This is a genomic window from Spirillospora sp. NPDC052269 (genome assembly GCF_040679435.1).
Taxonomy (GTDB): domain Bacteria; phylum Actinomycetota; class Actinomycetes; order Streptosporangiales; family Streptosporangiaceae; genus Spirillospora.
In genome coordinates this window covers 325490-341567 of sequence record NZ_JBFAUU010000007.1, presented here as the reverse complement: position 1 = coordinate 341567, position 16078 = coordinate 325490, and the positions used below count along the sequence as shown (strand labels likewise).

Here is a 16078-nt window from a genome sequence, read left to right as displayed (position 1 = left end):
ACCGCCGGACGGGTCCGGGCGGTACAGGGGCCCGCCCGACCGCCGACTCCCCCGCCGCGGCCGCGCCTCTGAACACCCTCCCTTCGGACGCCCCGTCGAACCTGTCCCCCAGGTCCGACGGGGCGTCCGACGTTTCTGCGGGATCTCTCGCACTGTTCGGTTAGAAGGTCTCACGAACGGGATTGACCGTCACCATCCTCGGTGTTATAACTTCTAACGAACGCTATAGCTCCTACAGAGGGGAGGGTGGCCGTGAACAGCCACCCGTTCGTCCAGGTCGTCCTGCCGGGCATCGTGGAGCCCGAGGGGCTGCGGGTTCAGCACGGGACGGCGCCGGAGCCCGGTCCGGGGCAGATCGTGATCGCGATGGAGGCGACCGGGATCTCGTTCGCCGAGCAGCAGATGCGCCGCGGGCGGTACTACGACCAGCCGCCCTTCCCGTTCGTCCCCGGTTACGACCTGGTGGGCCGGGTGGCGGCGACCGGCGAGGGGGTCGACCCCGGCATGGCCGGACGGCGCGTGGCCGCGCTGGTCAAGGTCGGCGGCTGGGCCAGCCACGTGGCCGTCGACGCGCGGGACGCGGTCGAGGTGCCGGACGGCCTGACCTCGGCCGAGGCCGAGACCGTGGTGGTCAACGGCATCACCGCCTGGCAGATGCTGCACCGGACGGCCCGGGTGGGCGCCGGGCAGACCGTCCTGGTTCACGGCGCGGGCGGTGGCGTGGGATCGATCCTCGTCCAGCTCGCCCGCGCGGCCGGGGTGAAGGTGATCGGCACCGCGTCGCCACGACACCACGACGCACTACGCGAACTGGACGTCACGCCCATCGACTACCGCACCGAGAACGTCCCGGCCCGGGTTCGCGAGCTGGCCCCCGACGGAGTGGACGCCGTCTTCGACCACGTCGGCGGACGCGGCGTCATCGACTCCTGGAACATGCTCGCCTCCGGCGGCACCCTGGTCTCCTACGGCAGCGCGTCCACCCGCGACGACTCCGGCTCGAAGCAGTGGCCCGTCCTGAAGATCCTCGGCCGCACCATGCTCTGGAACGCCCTGCCGAACGGCCGCCACGCGCACTTTTACAACATCTGGGCTGGACAGAGGCTCCACGCGGCCCGCTTCCGCGCCCACCTGCGCGCGGACCTCACCGAGGTCTTCGACGCGCTGCGCCGCGGTGACATCAGCGCGCCCATCGCCGCCGAACTGCCGCTCACCCAGGCGGCCGAGGCCCTGCGCCTGGCCGAGTCCGGAACCGTCACCGGCAAGGTCGTCCTGACCGCTTGACCGGGCCCGTCCCCAGGGCCGGCCTCACCCACCCCCAGGGGCGTCGCGGTAGAGACGCTCGATGACCTGGGCGGGGACGGACGGCGGGATGTCGGCCCTGCCGAGGACGACCTCGATGTAGCTGGCGTCGTCGTGGGCCGCGGCCGTTTTCAGGGCGGCGTCCAGCTCACCGAGGGTGGTGACGCGCGCGGTGTGCCAGCCGGTGCAGCCGAACGCGTCCGGGAGCCGGTGGTAGTTCCACGGGACGAGCATGTCGTACTCGTGTCCCTGCCTCGGGCTCAGGACCTCCTCGACGCCGAACATGGAGTTGTTGAGGACGAGCACGATCGGCTTGGCTCCGTGGTGCCCCATCGCTCCGATGTCGTTGGCGGTCAGCTGGTGGGAACCGTCGCCGGTGACCAGGATGGTGCGGCGGTCCGGAGCCGCGAGGCACGCGCCGAAGGCCGCCGGGGTGGCCCAGCCGATCGAGCCCCAGAGCATCTGGTTCTGGCAGACCGCCCCGTCGGGGAACCGCAGCCCCGCCACGCCTCCGACACCCAAGCCGGTCTCGACGACCACGATGTCGCCCGTCCGCAGGAACTGCTGCAGGCGCGGATAGAGCCCCGCCGAGGACACCCGGTCGGCGTCCGATCCGGTCGGCGGTGGCGGCGTGGACGGAGTGCCGACGGCACGGACCTGGGGCGGCAGCTCGACGGTGAGCCGCGCGATGGCATCGGCAAGGCTGACCGGCGCGTAGATCTCGTCCCCGATGCGGACGTGGTCGGTGAGGACACTGACCACCTTGGACGGGTCGAGGCCGGCGGTCCAGGCACTGGTGTTGAAGTCGGACAGGACGATCCCGCCGAGGTCGAGCACGAACTCCGCGCCCTCCACCGCCTCCTTCACCCCAGGGCTGGGACTGGTGCCGGAGTTCATGCCGAGGAAGCCGGGCGTCGACTCGGACAGGACGGCCTTGTCCATCGTGGTCGTGGCGTACGGGAGCCCGATCGCGTCCAGCATCTTCACGACCGGGCCCTGGAGCCCGTACCGCGCGACGGTGTAGGCGGGGAGGACGACGTGCGAGCCGGCGGCGGTGAAGCGTTCGAGGATCGCCGCCACCGCCGCTTCGAGCTGCCCCGGGTCGCTGGACGGCTGGGCGACGTCGGCCACGCGGACCCCGGCCACCGGAGTGCCGATCACCGGGAGCCGGGCGAGGTCCTGCGGGACGCAGACGTACGCCGGGCGCCGTTCGGTCAGGGCTTCGGCGATGACCCGTTCCATCTCGGCGATCGCGTTCTGCGGGGTCAGGATCGTGGAGGCGCACACGGCGTGGGACGAGAGGTGCGCGAAACGGTCGAACGTGCCGTCCCCGAAGGTGTGGTGGGTGATGGCCCGCGCGCGCTGCAGCTTGGTGCTCGGCATGCCGACGAGGTGGAACACCGGCACCCGTTCCGCCTTGGAGCCCATGACACCGTTGAGGGCGCTCAGCTCGCCCACCGCGTAGGTGGTGGAGAGGATCGCCGCGCCGCGGATCCGCGCGTACCCGTCGGCCGCGTACGCCGCGTTGAGTTCGTTGGCGCAGCCGATCCAGGCCACGTCCGCGTTGGCCTCGATGGCGTCGTCGAACGCGAAGGCGTAGTCGCCCGGAACGCCGAACGCGTGGCCGATCCCCAGGTCTGCGAGCCTCTGGACGACATGGTCCGCGACCGTCGGCGTGGCGGACGCGCCGCGCGAGTCCGTGGTCGTCACTGACCTGCCCCCATTCGCCACCCTTTGGTTGCCGAATGTGTTATATCCCCGACGCATGGTCACCAACCCGCGTCTCGAGGACGAGGCGACCGCGCTACTCGGCCGATGCGTCCCGGGCGAGGTCGCGGGTCACCGTGCGGGCGCTGATGACGGTGGAGTAGACGACGGTCGTGGAGGTCGATCCGAAGCGGGCGAGCCCGGCGACGACCTCCTCGAGGTGGCGCATCGAGCGCGCGGCCACCTTGGCGATGAAGCGGTCGTCGCCGGTGACGTGGTGGCACTCGATGATCTCGTCGACGCCGTCGAGGCGGTGCAGGTACTCGCGGTGGTCGCTGCCGGGGAAGCGGATCATGACGAAGGCGAGGATGGGCAGCCCGACCCGCTCCAGGTTGATCCGCGCGGAGAACCCCTCCAGGACGCCGCGTTCGGTCAGGCGGCGGACGCGTTCGGCGGCGGCCGGGGCCGTCAGGGACACCCGCCGTCCGAGTTCACTGAAGCTCATGCGGGCGTCCTGCTGGAGTTCGGTCAGGATGCGCCAGTCCGTCGCGTCCAGGTCGTGCTTCGAGTCTGCGGCCACGCGGAGACCTTACGTCCAGAATCGAAAGTAGAAGCCACCGATTGCTTTGAAATGTGGCTGTAGGTCAGACATGCGCGCTCTGTACCTTCCAGACATGGACGGATCACCGGCGAACCCCGGCACGAACACGGCACTGGAGATGGACGCGGACGAGCGGCGCCGACTGTTCGCACACGTCCTCGACCTCATCGAACGACACGTCGAGGACGTGCGCGACCTGCCCGTCACCCCCGACGCCGATCCGCACGCCGTGCGCCTCCACCTGGAGCGCTACGACTTCGACGCCGCGCTGAAGCCGGACGCCGTGCTCGACGACACCGCCGCGATGCTGCGGCGCTGGACCGTCCACACCACCCATCCCGGCTACTTCGGACTCTTCAACCCCAACCCGGCGCCGATGGGCGTCCTCGGGGACCTTCTGACGGCGGCGTTCAACCCGCAGCTGGCGGCCTGGTCGCACGCTCCGGCCGCCGCCGAGATCGACCGGCACGTGGTGGGCTACCTGGGAGGACGGCTCGGCCTGCCGGGCGATCCGGTCGCCGGGCACTTCACCAGCGGCGGCGCCGAGGCCAACCTGACCGGTGTCCTGCTCGCCCTCACCCGCATGTTCCCCCAGGTCGGGGAGGACGGGGTCGCCGCCCTCCCCGGACGGCCCGTCCTGTACGCGAGCTCCGAGAGCCACCTGGCCTGGCTGAAGATCGCGCACATGTGCGGGCTGGGACGTGGCGCGGTACGGCTCGTCCCGGTCACACCCGATCTGCGGATGGACCCGCGCGCGCTGGCCGCCACCATCGCCGCCGACCGCGCGCGGGGACATCTCCCGTTCCTCATCGTCGGCACCGCGGGAACGACCAGCGCCGGTGTGATCGACCCGCTGCCCGAGTTGGCCGACCTGGCCGCCGCCGAAGGGCTGCGCTTCCACGTGGACGCGGCGTGGGCCGGTGCCGTCGCGCTGTCGGACCGGCTCCGTCCCGTCCTGGACGGAATCGAACGGGCGGACTCGGTGACCGTGGACGCCCACAAATGGCTGTCGATGCCCATGGGCGCGGGCACCTTCCTGACCTCCGACACCGAAGGCCTCCAGGAGACCTTCCGCATCTCCACGGCGTACATGCCCGAGGAGATCTCCGGGACGATCGATCCCTACGCCTCGTCCGTCCAGTGGTCCCGCCGGGCGATCGGCCTCAAGCTGTTCGTCACCCTGGCCGCGGTCGGACGCGAAGGCTACGCCCAGGCGATCGAACGCCAGACCGACCTCGGGGATCTCCTCCGCCGCCGACTCACCGAAACGGGCTGGCACGTCCTCAACGACACCCCGCTCCCGGTGGTCTGCTTCACCGACACCAGCAACGACGCCCCCGCCGATGCAGCGGCCCTCCAGTCCATCGCCGAACGCGTCCTGAAGACCGGCCGCGCCTGGATCTCCCCCACCACCCTCGCGGGAACCCCCGCCCTCCGAGCCTGCATCACCAACTTCGCCACCACCGAAGCCGACGTGGAAACCCTGGTCACCGACCTCGCGCGCCAATGAACGCCGGGGCGGTCAGAGGATCGGCTGCGAGTAGTGGGATCGTCGGAAGAATCGGAGACGTTTGCGTCCCAAGTCCCCGCGGTCAAGCTCAGCCCAACGGGCAGTTCGAGTTGTTCGGCCAGGACCGGGATCCACCGCCTCAGCAGCGCTACGTCGGGGATCACGGTCGTACCTGGCCGGCCCGGTCGCGCCTGATGAGTCTCACCCTCCCGATTCTGGCAGGGAGCGCGGAACGGATCGGCGTCAGGCGGCGGCCGGGGCGATCCTCATGCGGTTCAGGCGGGTGCGCAGGAGGTCGGCGTCGAACGGGATGACGGCGGTGCGGCACTGGTCGCCGAGTTCCCGGAGCATCTCGAGCCAGTCCCAGCTCGCGGTGATCTCGGCGTCGATCGGGTCGAGCATGCCCACCATCGAGGCCCCGGCACGGTGGCGCAGGACGAGGTTGCGCCACTGGCCGAGGAAGCGGCGGAACTCCTCCAGCAGGGTCCGCGCCTCCTCCACCAGGTCGGCGATGCCGCGCAGGCCGTCGTTGACGCGCTGCACCTGGACGGCCGTCTCCAGCGAACCCGACTGCGCGGCGTCGCAGAGCAACGGCACGGCGCCGAGGGATCCGGACGGCGCGATGTCGTCGACGACCTCGGCGGCGAAGGCCGCGACCATCGTGTTGTAGAGCCGGGCCAGGGAGATCTGGAACCGCAGCTCCGCGACGTCCGCGCGGAGCCGGTCCAGGTGCGCGCGCGTCCGCTCCAGGGCGGCGATGGCCCTGCTCATCGGCGCGTTCATCACGCGGGCCACGTTCGCCAGAACCGGCGCGGAGTCGGCGACCATCTCGGAGGCCTGCTGGGCCGCCTTCGCCGAGCGACTCGTCCGGCGGCTGATGTCGAGCACGTTCCCCGAGGTCACGGCGAGCCGCTCGCACAGCGCGTGATACGCCTCCAGGCGTCCCACGAGGTCGCCGAGCACGTCGTCCACATCCGCCGCACCGGCCAGCACCTCGCCGATGGCGCCGGACGCGCCGGGCCTGGCGTAGGACGTCGACACCAGGTGGCTCCGGGCCGAGACCTCGGCGGGCAGCGCGTCGAACATGAACGCGTCGTAGGACGCGAAGCCGTGCCGCCGCAGCGACTCCTCGATATGGCCCATGCCGTGCAGGGACGCGTCGCGGCGGTTCATCGGGAACGTCCGCTCGACCTCGGACGCCTGCGCGTACACCTGCCTGGCCAGGTCGAACAGGGGCGCGTGCGCGGCCATCCGCACCGAGAGGAAGCCGTCCTGGACGGGGCTCATCGTCGCGAACACCCAGTAGGGACGTCCGTCCCGGGCCAGGTTCTTCACGTACGCGCCGACCGACCGGCCCGCCGCCAGCCTGTCCCAGACCAGGCGGAAGGCCCCGCCGGGCATCTCGGGATGACGGACGATGTTGTGCGGCGCCCCGGCCAGCTCCTCCTGCGAGAACCCCGAGACCCGGACGAACACCGAGTTGCCCTGACGGATCACCCCGCGCCGGTCGGTGGTGGAGAAGAACAACTCCTCGACGTCCATCGTCATCTCCCGGTCGTCGCTCAACGACGACACGCGGCCTTCCACTGGCAGTCTCCGATTCACAGGCGTTGACCAACAGCCGCCGTCGCGGCGAGATGACCGACCGGCCGAGCCCGGGCCGTCGACGCACCCGGTGAGAACACCGTTGGTTCGCCGAACAGCCGCTTGAACTCGCAAGTAACAAACTACTGGGACAGGGGACGAACCGGTCAGCGGGGTACTGGTTACCCAACGCGTCCGACCGTTGGCTCACACCGGCACCCAGCCGGTTCATGTCTCGCAGCAGGACAGAAGGCCTGCCTAGGGGCGGGGTGCTTTCTCCCGTGATCTCACCCATGCGGTGAAGCCCTCGACGGCGTCGACGACCGCTTCGAAGCGGACCGAGTGGTACAGGTCGAAGGAGTGGTTGCCGCCGCGGAGTTCGGCGTAGACGACGGGGGCGGTCGAGGTCCGGCGCAGCCGGTCGGCGAAGTCCCGGGCGTCCGCCAAGGGCACCTGTGGGTCCAGGGTTCCGTGCGCCAGCAGGAACGGCGGCGCGTCCGGCGTGATGTGAGCCGACGGTGAGGACTCGGGGCCTTGGCCGAAGTAGGTGCCGTACCAGGTGTTCAGGCAGATGGCGCCGCTGACCGAGGTGTCGGCGTCCTCGAACCCCGGCTGGAAGGCGGGGTCGTTCGGGGTGAGCGCGGCCAGCGCCGCCATGTGCCCACCCGCTGAACTGCCCGCGACGAACACCGTCGAGGGGTCCGCGCCGTACTCGTGGGCATGCTCGCGAACCCAGGCGAGGATCTTCTTCAGGTCGATCAGGTGGTCCGGGTGCTGGGCTTGGGGCCGGAGCCGGTAGTTGGCGCTGACGCACACCCACCCCTGGCTCGCCAGGTGGTAGAGCAACGGAAGCGACTGGCTGTTCTTGCGGCCCCCGGAGTAGCCGCCTCCGTGCAGGTGGATCATCACCGGCGCGCCGGACGGGCGCGAGCGGTGCTGGTAGAGGTCGAGCAGGTTGCGGCGGCCCGCGTCGCCGTAGGAGAGGTTGGCCACGCGCCGGACGTCCGGGCGGCGCCGGAGGATGGGCAGGAACACGATGCGCGCCAGCGGGGGACGGCGCCGCAGCCCCCGGGCCAGGTCGGCATCGACCGCGTCGCGCCACCCTTCGCCCAGCCCGTCCGTCATGGCGCGCTCGATCCTGGCCCGCTCCCCCATCGCGCGGTAGGCGATGACCGCCAGCCCGACCGAACTCACGCCGGCCAGGACGACGATCGCCCACCCGCCCCACGAGTGGATGTCCCCCTCGGCGAACGCCAACACCGTCGGGAGCAGCAACATCCAGAAGAACGCCGCGAACGGCAGTTCGTTCGCCGCCAGCCCGAAGGGGTAGCTCACGCGCCCCAGCGGGTTTCCCCAGTACGGCACCGGCCGCAACGCGAACAGCGCGCCGATCGCGACAACCACTACAGGGAACAAGTAGCCGACGGGCACAGAACCTCCAGAAACGGCAACTGCCCGCACCACCGGCATGGCTCTTGCGATGAAAGTGGTGCCGTGCGCGAAGGCTCTCACCCTCCTACGAGAACCGGTCGTCGATCAACACCCGCCTGTGTGGTGACCAGAATCCGAGGCTCATGATGCGGAGTACGGCGCATGCCGGAGCGGCCCGAGAGATCAGATGTCGGGCATCTTGTTGAGCAGCCACAGGGTGCTGTTGTCCCCGCCGAGCTGCGGGAAGTGGGGCATCGCCTTGTTGCACAGGTCGATGAGGTGTTCCTTCTTGCCCTTGGCCGGGAGGTCGACGTATTCGAAGGTCGGGGCGATCTGCTGCGCGTCCTTCGACCGGCCCTTCGCGATGGTCTGGGCGACCATCATCTCGGCGATGTTGGCCAGGAGTCCCTGCATGGCGGCGATGAAGGTGCGTTCGAGGCCGTAGCGGGCGCTCGAGACGCCGGGTTTGACGTCCTTTCCCGAGGTCTTGTACAGGACGTCGATCATGTGGAGCACGTAGCAGTAGGCGGCGTTGAACAGGTCGTTGATGCTGGTCGCCGCGGGGTCGCCCTCGTACTGGTAGCCCTTGGGATCGGTGCCGACCAGCCAGACCGGGCCGATCGGCTCGATGCCCTCGGCGATCCGCTGGAACTTGGTGTAGTGCGGGAGTTCGTCGAGCCCCGGCTTGGGGTTGAGCGGGTCGATGGGCACCGACGGCCTCTTGGGGTCGACGCCCTCACCCTGATCGACGATCATGTGCAGCGCCTGCTGGGCGGTCTTGTCGTCCAGGACGACGAGGGGCTCCCCGCCGCCGTCCCGGTTCCAGTACGCCTCGACGTACTGGAGGTCGGGCTTGTTGTTCTTCCAGAGCTCTTTCCCCTTCTCCTTGCTCAGGCGTTCCACGCCTTTCATGATGGCCTTGTAGAAGAGGCCGACCGTGGCGTACTGCCCCTTGGGCGGTTTCCCCTCGTCCTTCGGGGCCTTGGGCCGCTCGAACTCCATGAACACCTTCCGGACGAGCTCGGTGTCGCACTTCCCGAGGTGCAGCAGGAGCGGCGGATGGCGGTGCAGCATGAACTCGGGGTAGTCGGGGATGAACCTCTCCTCGTAGAACTTCACCTCGTCGCCGTGGCCGAGGGCGACGAGGACGTTGCGGACCAGGCACAGGTGCAGCATCTCCTCGACGACGATGCTGCGGATGAGCCGCCGCGCGCCGATCCCGGCGTCCCATCGCGAGTTGCCGTGCCCGCTCAGGGAGAACATGGCGTACAGGTACATCGGGATGGTCTGCATCTCCACGGCCGCCGCCTGGAGCAGGTGGTTGACGAGCTGTTTCTCGGTCTTGATGCCCTCGGCGGCGTCGACCGGGAACGCCTCCAGGATGGTGGACAGGGTGGCGGTGGCCGGGGCGTTCCTGGCAGCCGTGCTCGTTTGGGTGGTCACTGCGTGCTCTCCTGTGGTGCCGGTGGTGTGGACGACACGGCGGGCTCGCTCGGCGTCCTCGGTGACGGTGACTCGAAGCGCGTGCGCTCGACGCGCGTGGCCTGGATGCGCGTGGCCCGGATGCGCGTGCGCTCGATGCGCGTGCGCTCGATGCGCGCGGGCTCGATGCGCGCGGGCTCGATGCGCGCGGGCTCGATGTGCGTGCGGACCCAGCCCCTGGCCGTCCATGCGCGCAGGTGTTCCGAGGCCGCGTCCGGGTCCAGGGCCGCGTCGGCGCAGGCCTCACTGAAGGCGCCGCCTGCGAGCAGGGCCTCGAGCAGGTCGTGGGCCGGTCGGGTGAGGGTGGCCACGCGGACGCGGTAGTCGCGCCGCCAGAGGGCCAGGCAGGTCGGCCGCGGGACGAGCGGCGGCGGGGTCGTCCCGCCGCGCACGGCGGCGTGGTACTCGTGGACGGCGGCGCTGACCCGCAGGGAACGGACGCTCGGGTCCATGATGACGCGGCGGGCGCCGGTGGACACCGAGGCGGAGGGCACCACATCCGGAGGCTCGGGTTCCCGTTCGATTCCGGGGCCGTCGTAGACCTCGGCGAAGACGCGTTCGTAGCGGGCGAGGTCGATGAGGATGTCGATCCACGCCTGCGGGCCGTCCGCATCGGGCCGGTTGGACGACAGGTGGTCGGCGAACGACGCGTCCAGCTGCTCCAGCGTGTAGGTGCGCGACGGGTTCGCCTCCAGATACTCGGAGGCGAAGTCGTCGAACAGGTCGTCCCCCAGCAGAGATCGAAGGGCCGGATGCAGGTGCTCCATCGCCTCCAGCCGGCGGCGTCGGCATCCGTTCCGGTAGATCTCCAGGCGCTGCGCCGCGCTCAGCTCCGCCGTTCCGGCGAACATCGCGGACGCGCTCTCCGCCGGTGGTCCAGGGGTCAGGATGGCGTGTTGCAGGCGGTGCTGGACGCCCGTGAGGTCCGGCTCGTCCGGCACCTCACCCATGGACGGCCGCCGTGACGCCGCCCGCCGCCGTGGCCCGGGGGTCGGTTCGCGCGTCGATGTAGGGACGGGCCTTGGCCAGTTCCGCGAGCAGTTCGGGGAACGCGGGGAGCTTGTCGTCCCACTCCAGGAGCGTGGCGGTCGGGCCCGCCAGCGCGATGGCCTGGCCGTACAGCTCCCAGACGGTGTCGGGAACCGGACGGTCGTGGGTGTCGATCCGATGGGTGCCGTGGTCGGCGTGGCCCGCGATGTGGATCTGCGCGATCCGGTCGTGCGGCAGCTCCCGCACGTACTCGTGCGGATCGAAGCCGTGGTTGAAGGCCGACACGGCGACGTTGTTGACGTCGAGCAGGAGCAGGCACCCGGACGCCTCGCACAGCCGTCCCAGGAACTCCCATTCGGTCATCGTCGAGTGCGCGAAGGCGGCGTAGGTGCTCGGGTTCTCCAGCACCAGCGGCCGCTCCAGGACGTCCTGGACGATCTCGACGCGGCCCGCGACGTGGCGAAGCGACTCCTCGGTGAACGGGATCGGCAGCAGCTCATGGGTGTTCACCCCGGCCACGCCCGTCCAGCACACGTGGTCGGACACCCATTCCGCCCCGATGGAGTCGGCCAGGGCGCCCAGCCGCGCCAGATAGTCGGTGTCGAGGGGGTCGCAGCTGCCGATCGACAGGGACACCCCGTGCATGACGACGGGGTACCGCTCGGCGATCCGGTCCAGCGCGTGCCGGCGGTATCCGCCGGAGTCCAGGAAGTTCTCCGAGATGATCTCGAACCAGTCGACCTGGGGCCACTCGGCGAGAACGTGAGCGAGGTGCGGGCCCCTCAGGCCCAGGCCGAGTCCCAGGTCGGGCAGGCCCGTGGCATCACCGGCCGGGCCGGTCATGAAGTGGCGCCGGACTGCCGCGGGTGCTCGTAGGACGGGACCAGATCGTCGGCGATCCCCTCACCCGGGGACGGCCCGAACGGGATCCCGGCCTCGTACATGCGCTGCTCGAACACCTTCCGGGCCCGCTTCCACACGCTCGTCCCGCGGAACGGCCCCGCCGAGTGGATCCGGCTCACGTTGATCGGGCTCGCGCAGCTTCCCGACCACCGGCAGTTCTGCGCCCCCGGGATCGCCTGCTCGGTGTCGAAGCCGCTGTAGCCGCACCCGCCCTGGCCCCGGCATTCGTTGGCGCCGTGGCACACGTGGAAGACCGTGGCGCACTCCCCCATCCCGGCCATCATCCCGGTGCCGCCCACGCCGTGGCCGGCGCAGGCGTTCAGCCCCATGCACACGTGCAGGTCGAGCGCCGCCGAGTCCGCCGCCGCGGCCGAGCGTTCGGGACCTGCCTCGTGGGCCATGAAGCGGTTGCGGACCCCGGTCTCGCCGCCCCTGATGAGCGCCTCGACGTCCTCGGCCGACAGGCGTCCGTCGTGACCGTCATGGCCTTTGTTCTTCGCCATACCAAACAACCCTCATCCGTGAATTCGAGCCTTCCGGTACTGCCCGGAACAACCGGCAGATCGACAATGTCCTTGCTTCCCGGAGCGTGTTCCGAACAAACGCCGCACGGGCCGGGGGAGCATTTTCGTCACCTTTGTGTAAGTAGCGACCATCTCCACCCAGACATAAGGGCTATTTGCTGCAATTCACCAGATATCAGGGCAGATTGCCTCACCTGCCGTGGCCTCACTCCCCCAGGTCACAGGTGTCGGGTGGAGCCCTGGCGCCGGTGCGGTCGGGCTTGGGGGCATGACCGAAGCCGGGGCCGAGGGCTTCCAGCAGTTCTTCGCGACGGAAGGTCTGCCGGAGGCCCTGGCCCCAGCTACTTGATCAGCGTTCTGACGAGCGGCTACCCGCCGAAGGCGGAAAGGCCGTTGGGTGAGCCGTGCCGGTCGGGCCGTCATACCAGGCGGCGGCGAGCCACCCCCGCTCATCGTCCGACATGGCCGACATTATGCAGAGCACCGGCGAGCATCCGCCACGACGGGAGCACGACGCGCGCGGTGGACGGACGGGCGCGTGCGAGCAAGGCCACGATCTACCGGAGATGGTCCGCGCCAGGCCGGGCGCCTTCGGACGACCCGAGGCGCCGGAATAGCGGTTCCGCGGTAATCGCGGGCAGGGACCGGTGAGGACTTTGCCGGGGGCCGGGTTATCCCTGAGCCGCGAAGTGGGATGGACCGGTCATCTACGAGCCGGTCCGGCGAAGGCGCGCCTGAGGAGCCGCCCGCGACGTCGTGAAGGGAACCTCGTCATGTCGAGACTCTTCCCGACGCTCGCCGGCTACCAGCGGTCCTGGCTGCGCGCCGACGCGGTCGCCGGGCTGGTCACGGCCGCGGTCGTCATCCCCCAGGCCATGGCGTACGCGACGGTCGCCAAACTACCGGTCCAGTTCGGGCTGTACACGTGCGTCGTCCCCTTGGCGGTCTACGCGGCCCTCGGCGGCGCACGACGGCTGAGCGTGACCACGACCTCGACCATCGCCCTCCTCACCGGCACCGTGCTGCTCTCGGCCTCCACGCACCGTCCCGACGCGGCGGACCTGGCCACGCTGGCCGTCGCGACCGGGCTGATCCTCCTGCTCGGACGCCTGCTCGACCTGGGCTTCCTGGCCGACGACATCAGCGAGCCGGTGCTCACCGGCGTGAAGGCGGCGGTCGGGCTCACCATCGCGACGTCCCAGATCCCGCGCCTGACAGGGATCACCGTGCCGGAGGACGGCGGCGGGTTCGTCTCGGAGATCGAGGCGCTCGTCCATGCCACGAGCGGTGTGCAGGCGGCGACGCTGCTCCTCTCGGCGGCGACCCTCGTCACGATCGTCCTGCTCAGGCGGTTCGCGCCCGCGCTGCCCGCGCCTCTGCTGGCTCTCGTGGCCGCGGCGGCCGGCACCACTCTCCTGGACCTGCGCGGCCACGGCGTCATGCTGGTCCCGCCGACGCCCGGCGGCCTGCCGCCTCTGTCGCCGCCGCACTGGGAGCACCTGGGGCGGCTGCTTCCCACCGCCGCCGCCATCGCCCTGTTCTCGTTCGTGGAGAGTGTCGCGGCGGCGCGGGCCCTGCGGTCCCCGGCGGACGATCCCCTGGACGAGAACCGTGAACTGCTCGCCATCGGCGTGGCCAACACCGCGGGAGGCCTCCTGTCGTCGATCCCCGTCGCGGGCGGCTTCTCGCAGTCCAGCGTCACCGCCCGCGCCGGCGCCCGAAGCCAGCTCAGCCAGGTGGTCGTCGCCGCCGTCGCCGTCGTCATCGTCACGTGGCTGACCGGGCTTCCCGGCAGGATTCCCGTCCCGGCGCTGGCGATCCTCGTCCTGTTCGCGGTGTCCGGCCTGATGAACCCGGCGGCGTTCGTCGCCCTGGGCCGGATCAGCCGGACGGACCTGGCGGTGGCGCTGGTGACGATGCTGGTCGGCCTGGTCGGCGGCCTGCTGGCGGCGGTCGGCGCGGGCATCGTGATCACGCTGTGGCTGCTGCTGCGGGAACTCGGCCGCCCGGAGCTCTACGCCGCCCGTCCCGCCGACGCCCCCGGACTGCTGCTGGTCCGCCTCGACACCTACCTCTACACGGCCAACGTCCGTGCCATGGCGGAGGACCTGGTCGACGCGGTCTGCGCCGCCCGTCCCGCCGCCCGCGTCGTCGTCCTGGGGCTCCCCGCCCAGCGCGACCTGAACGCCACGGTGCTCGACGAGCTCGACCGGCTCCGCCGCCGCCTCGCGGAGCAGGACGTCGACCTGTGGTTCGCGGACATCACCCCGGCGGCGCTGCGCGTCGCCCGGCGCGCCTCCTGGTGGCGGAACGCCGAGGCCGCGGGCGCGATCTGGCCCACCACCACGGACGCCGTGAACGCCTACCAGCACCTCCACCCCTCGTCCCCCGGCGACGACCGATCCACCGGCTAGCACCCCCGGCTCAGTCCCGCAGTCGGCGTCCAGCGGGACGGTCGGCGCAGTGGAGGCGGCGTGCCGGACGGTTCTCAGGGCGGGGGCGGGGCGGTGCAGTCCTGCGCCGGTGGGTGGCCTGTCGGCCAGGCGAGCCCGGCGAACCTGATGTGCGGTTGCCGGGAGACGAGCTGGACGACGGCGACGGCCTTGTCGTAGGCGGCGCCGTTGTTGTCGAGGCAGATCCAGCCGCTCGCGCCCCGCACCCGTCCGTCGCCGTGCATCCTGGCCCGTGCGTTGAGGACGTCGACGATCGGCGGGACGGGGGCCTGCCGCGTCACCCTGCTCCGGATCGCGGTGATGGCCGTCCACGCCGAATCGTGGGTGGTGATGGTCCGGCCGTCGCTGAGGTCGACCGGGCCGATCGGGCCGACGGGGGTCGTGGCGCCCTCGCCCGCCGCCAGCTTCCGCAGGGGCTCGAAGTCGTCCTTCGAGCCGCCGGTCGCGGGCGGCTTGAGGCTCGTCCAGGCGTCCGGGTGCGTGACGGTCGCGTACTCCACGGTGAGGCCCTTGCCGGGCTCGAGCGCGGACCAGTCGAGCTTGTCGTCCAGCGCCAGCGTCGAGGCGCCCGAGACCGTCACGACCGTGTAGCTCTTCTGCTTGCACCACCGTCCGCCCAGGGCGTTGACGAAGAGCCGGAGCTGGAGGGGACGGCCAGCGAAGTAGACGGTCTCGGCCGGGGAGTTGCACATGCTGTTGACCATCTGGGCGAAATCGTTGGCGTTGGTGCCCGGGTCGAGGGGGTCGTCGGGCGAGCGGAACTGCTCGGCCGCGCGGGGAGCGCCCTCGGTGGTCTTCTCGAACGTCTGCGCCAGCGTCGCGACGTAGTTGTCGTTCGGCCGGGTGTCCTCGACGACCAGGGTCCTCCGCACGTCGATGCCCTTGTGGAAATAGGAGAGCGCGGCGGCCTGCTCGCTGTTGGAAGGAACGATCGCGAACAGCCCGGGGATGTCGCGGAAGTCGTTGGCGGTGACGGGGCCGCCGACGACCGGGACGCCCCTGCCGGTCAGGTGGAGGATGGTGGCCCTGGTGGCCGCCGTGCTGACGTTGATCCCGAAGACCATGCGCAGGTTGTCCGCGGCGCCGACCATCCGGACGAGCTGGTCGGCGACGGGCCTCCACTGCCCGCTCTCCCGGCCGGGATCGGCGAGCACCAGCCGGATCGCGGGCAGTTCGTCGCTCAGCTCGTTCGCCCGGTACTGGGCGAGGTAGGCGCCCTGGACCTCGCGCAGGGTCTGCTGCCGCTCGACCTGGTCGCCGGGCGCCATCGGAACCATCATCGCGATGGTGACGTGCGGCCGCCTCACGGCCCTGTCGTTCTCGGCCTTGATCCGCGCGGAGACGTCCCTGAGGTCCGGGTCGAACACGTGGGAGCCGTCGGAGACACCGGTGCACTCGTGGTGCGGGCCGCGCTCCTCGACCCCGGCCCCGCAGGACGGGTCGCTGAGCCCCTTGTAGCCGACGTAGACGCCGCCCGCCACGACCACCACCGTCACCGCGAACAGAAGCGCCCTGGTCAGAGGTCCGCGGCCGCTCAACCATCTGAGGAGACCGCCCCTGTTCCGAGAGCGTCCGCGGTCGTCGGCGAGGC

The 16078-nt window shown here is 70.7% G+C and carries 12 protein-coding genes; 3 read left to right on the top strand and 9 right to left on the bottom strand.

Annotated features, from left to right (window positions below; translation table 11 throughout):
- Nucleotides 1-252 precede the first annotated feature (252 nt).
- Nucleotides 253-1284, top strand: coding sequence for a medium chain dehydrogenase/reductase family protein (locus AB0L06_RS17740; protein ID WP_500232080.1), 1032 nt, complete (start codon nucleotides 253-255; stop codon nucleotides 1282-1284).
- Between the two features lie 24 nt (nucleotides 1285-1308).
- On the opposite strand, the gene AB0L06_RS17735 is transcribed toward AB0L06_RS17740, so the two are convergent.
- Both AB0L06_RS17735 and AB0L06_RS17730 read right to left on the bottom strand, forming a co-directional pair.
- Nucleotides 1309-3012, bottom strand: coding sequence for an alpha-keto acid decarboxylase family protein (locus AB0L06_RS17735; RefSeq protein ID WP_500232079.1), 1704 nt, complete (start codon nucleotides 3010-3012; stop codon nucleotides 1309-1311).
- Nucleotides 3013-3106: 94 nt separating this feature from the next.
- Nucleotides 3107-3589 (bottom strand): Lrp/AsnC family transcriptional regulator, encoded by a 483-nt coding sequence (locus tag AB0L06_RS17730; protein WP_500232078.1) that lies wholly within the window; start codon nucleotides 3587-3589, stop codon nucleotides 3107-3109.
- A gap of 94 nt (nucleotides 3590-3683) precedes the next feature.
- On the opposite strand from AB0L06_RS17730, the gene AB0L06_RS17725 reads away from it, so the two are divergent.
- Nucleotides 3684-5120, top strand: coding sequence for a pyridoxal phosphate-dependent decarboxylase family protein (locus AB0L06_RS17725; protein WP_500232077.1), 1437 nt, complete (start codon nucleotides 3684-3686; stop codon nucleotides 5118-5120).
- Nucleotides 5121-5363: 243 nt separating this feature from the next.
- Here the strand turns inward: AB0L06_RS17725 and AB0L06_RS17720 are convergent, their stop codons facing one another.
- From AB0L06_RS17720 to AB0L06_RS17695, 6 genes are all read right to left on the bottom strand, one after another.
- On the bottom strand, nucleotides 5364-6695 hold the full coding sequence (locus AB0L06_RS17720; RefSeq protein WP_500232076.1) for a PAS domain-containing protein: 1332 nt from the start codon (nucleotides 6693-6695) through the stop codon (nucleotides 5364-5366).
- Nucleotides 6696-6962: 267 nt separating this feature from the next.
- The gene (locus AB0L06_RS17715) at nucleotides 6963-8108 is read right to left on the bottom strand and encodes an alpha/beta hydrolase (RefSeq protein ID WP_500232075.1); all 1146 of its coding nucleotides are present in this window, start codon (nucleotides 8106-8108) and stop codon (nucleotides 6963-6965) included.
- Nucleotides 8109-8318: 210 nt separating this feature from the next.
- Nucleotides 8319-9578, bottom strand: a complete 1260-nt coding sequence (locus tag AB0L06_RS17710) for a ferritin-like domain-containing protein (protein ID WP_500232074.1) — start codon at nucleotides 9576-9578, stop codon at nucleotides 8319-8321.
- Nucleotides 9575-10567 carry an HvfC/BufC family peptide modification chaperone gene (locus AB0L06_RS17705; protein ID WP_500232073.1) on the bottom strand — a complete coding sequence of 331 codons (993 nt, stop codon included), beginning with the start codon at nucleotides 10565-10567 and terminating at the stop codon, nucleotides 9575-9577. Before AB0L06_RS17705 ends, AB0L06_RS17710 begins: the two co-directional genes overlap by 4 nt.
- Nucleotides 10560-11450, bottom strand: coding sequence for an MNIO family bufferin maturase (gene bufB, locus AB0L06_RS17700; RefSeq protein WP_500232072.1), 891 nt, complete (start codon nucleotides 11448-11450; stop codon nucleotides 10560-10562). Before bufB ends, AB0L06_RS17705 begins: the two co-directional genes overlap by 8 nt.
- A complete protein-coding gene (locus AB0L06_RS17695; RefSeq protein WP_500232071.1) occupies nucleotides 11447-12013 on the bottom strand; it encodes a hypothetical protein in 567 nt (188 codons plus the stop codon). The genes bufB and AB0L06_RS17695 overlap by 4 nt, the downstream gene beginning before the upstream one ends.
- Before the next feature lie 794 nt (nucleotides 12014-12807).
- Between AB0L06_RS17695 and AB0L06_RS17690 the strand changes: the two genes are divergently transcribed.
- Entirely contained in the window at nucleotides 12808-14448 is a 1641-nt protein-coding gene (locus AB0L06_RS17690) for a SulP family inorganic anion transporter (protein WP_500232070.1), read from the top strand.
- 74 nt (nucleotides 14449-14522) lie between these two features.
- On the opposite strand, the gene AB0L06_RS17685 is transcribed toward AB0L06_RS17690, so the two are convergent.
- On the bottom strand, nucleotides 14523-16025 hold the full coding sequence (locus AB0L06_RS17685; RefSeq protein ID WP_500232069.1) for an ABC transporter substrate-binding protein: 1503 nt from the start codon (nucleotides 16023-16025) through the stop codon (nucleotides 14523-14525).
- Nucleotides 16026-16078: the final 53 nt, after the last annotated feature.

What these genes read in the sequence shown, in the direction of transcription:
- AB0L06_RS17705 (WP_500232073.1), bottom strand. Translation starts at nt 10,567, where the DNA reads ATGGGTGAGGTGCCGGACGAGCCGGACCTCACGGGCGTCCAGCACCGC.
- AB0L06_RS17695 (WP_500232071.1), bottom strand. Translation starts at nt 12,013, where the DNA reads ATGGCGAAGAACAAAGGCCATGACGGTCACGACGGACGCCTGTCGGCC.
- AB0L06_RS17725 (WP_500232077.1), top strand. Translation starts at nt 3,684, where the DNA reads ATGGACGGATCACCGGCGAACCCCGGCACGAACACGGCACTGGAGATG.
- bufB (WP_500232072.1), bottom strand. Translation starts at nt 11,450, where the DNA reads ATGACCGGCCCGGCCGGTGATGCCACGGGCCTGCCCGACCTGGGACTC.
- AB0L06_RS17690 (WP_500232070.1), top strand. Translation starts at nt 12,808, where the DNA reads ATGTCGAGACTCTTCCCGACGCTCGCCGGCTACCAGCGGTCCTGGCTG.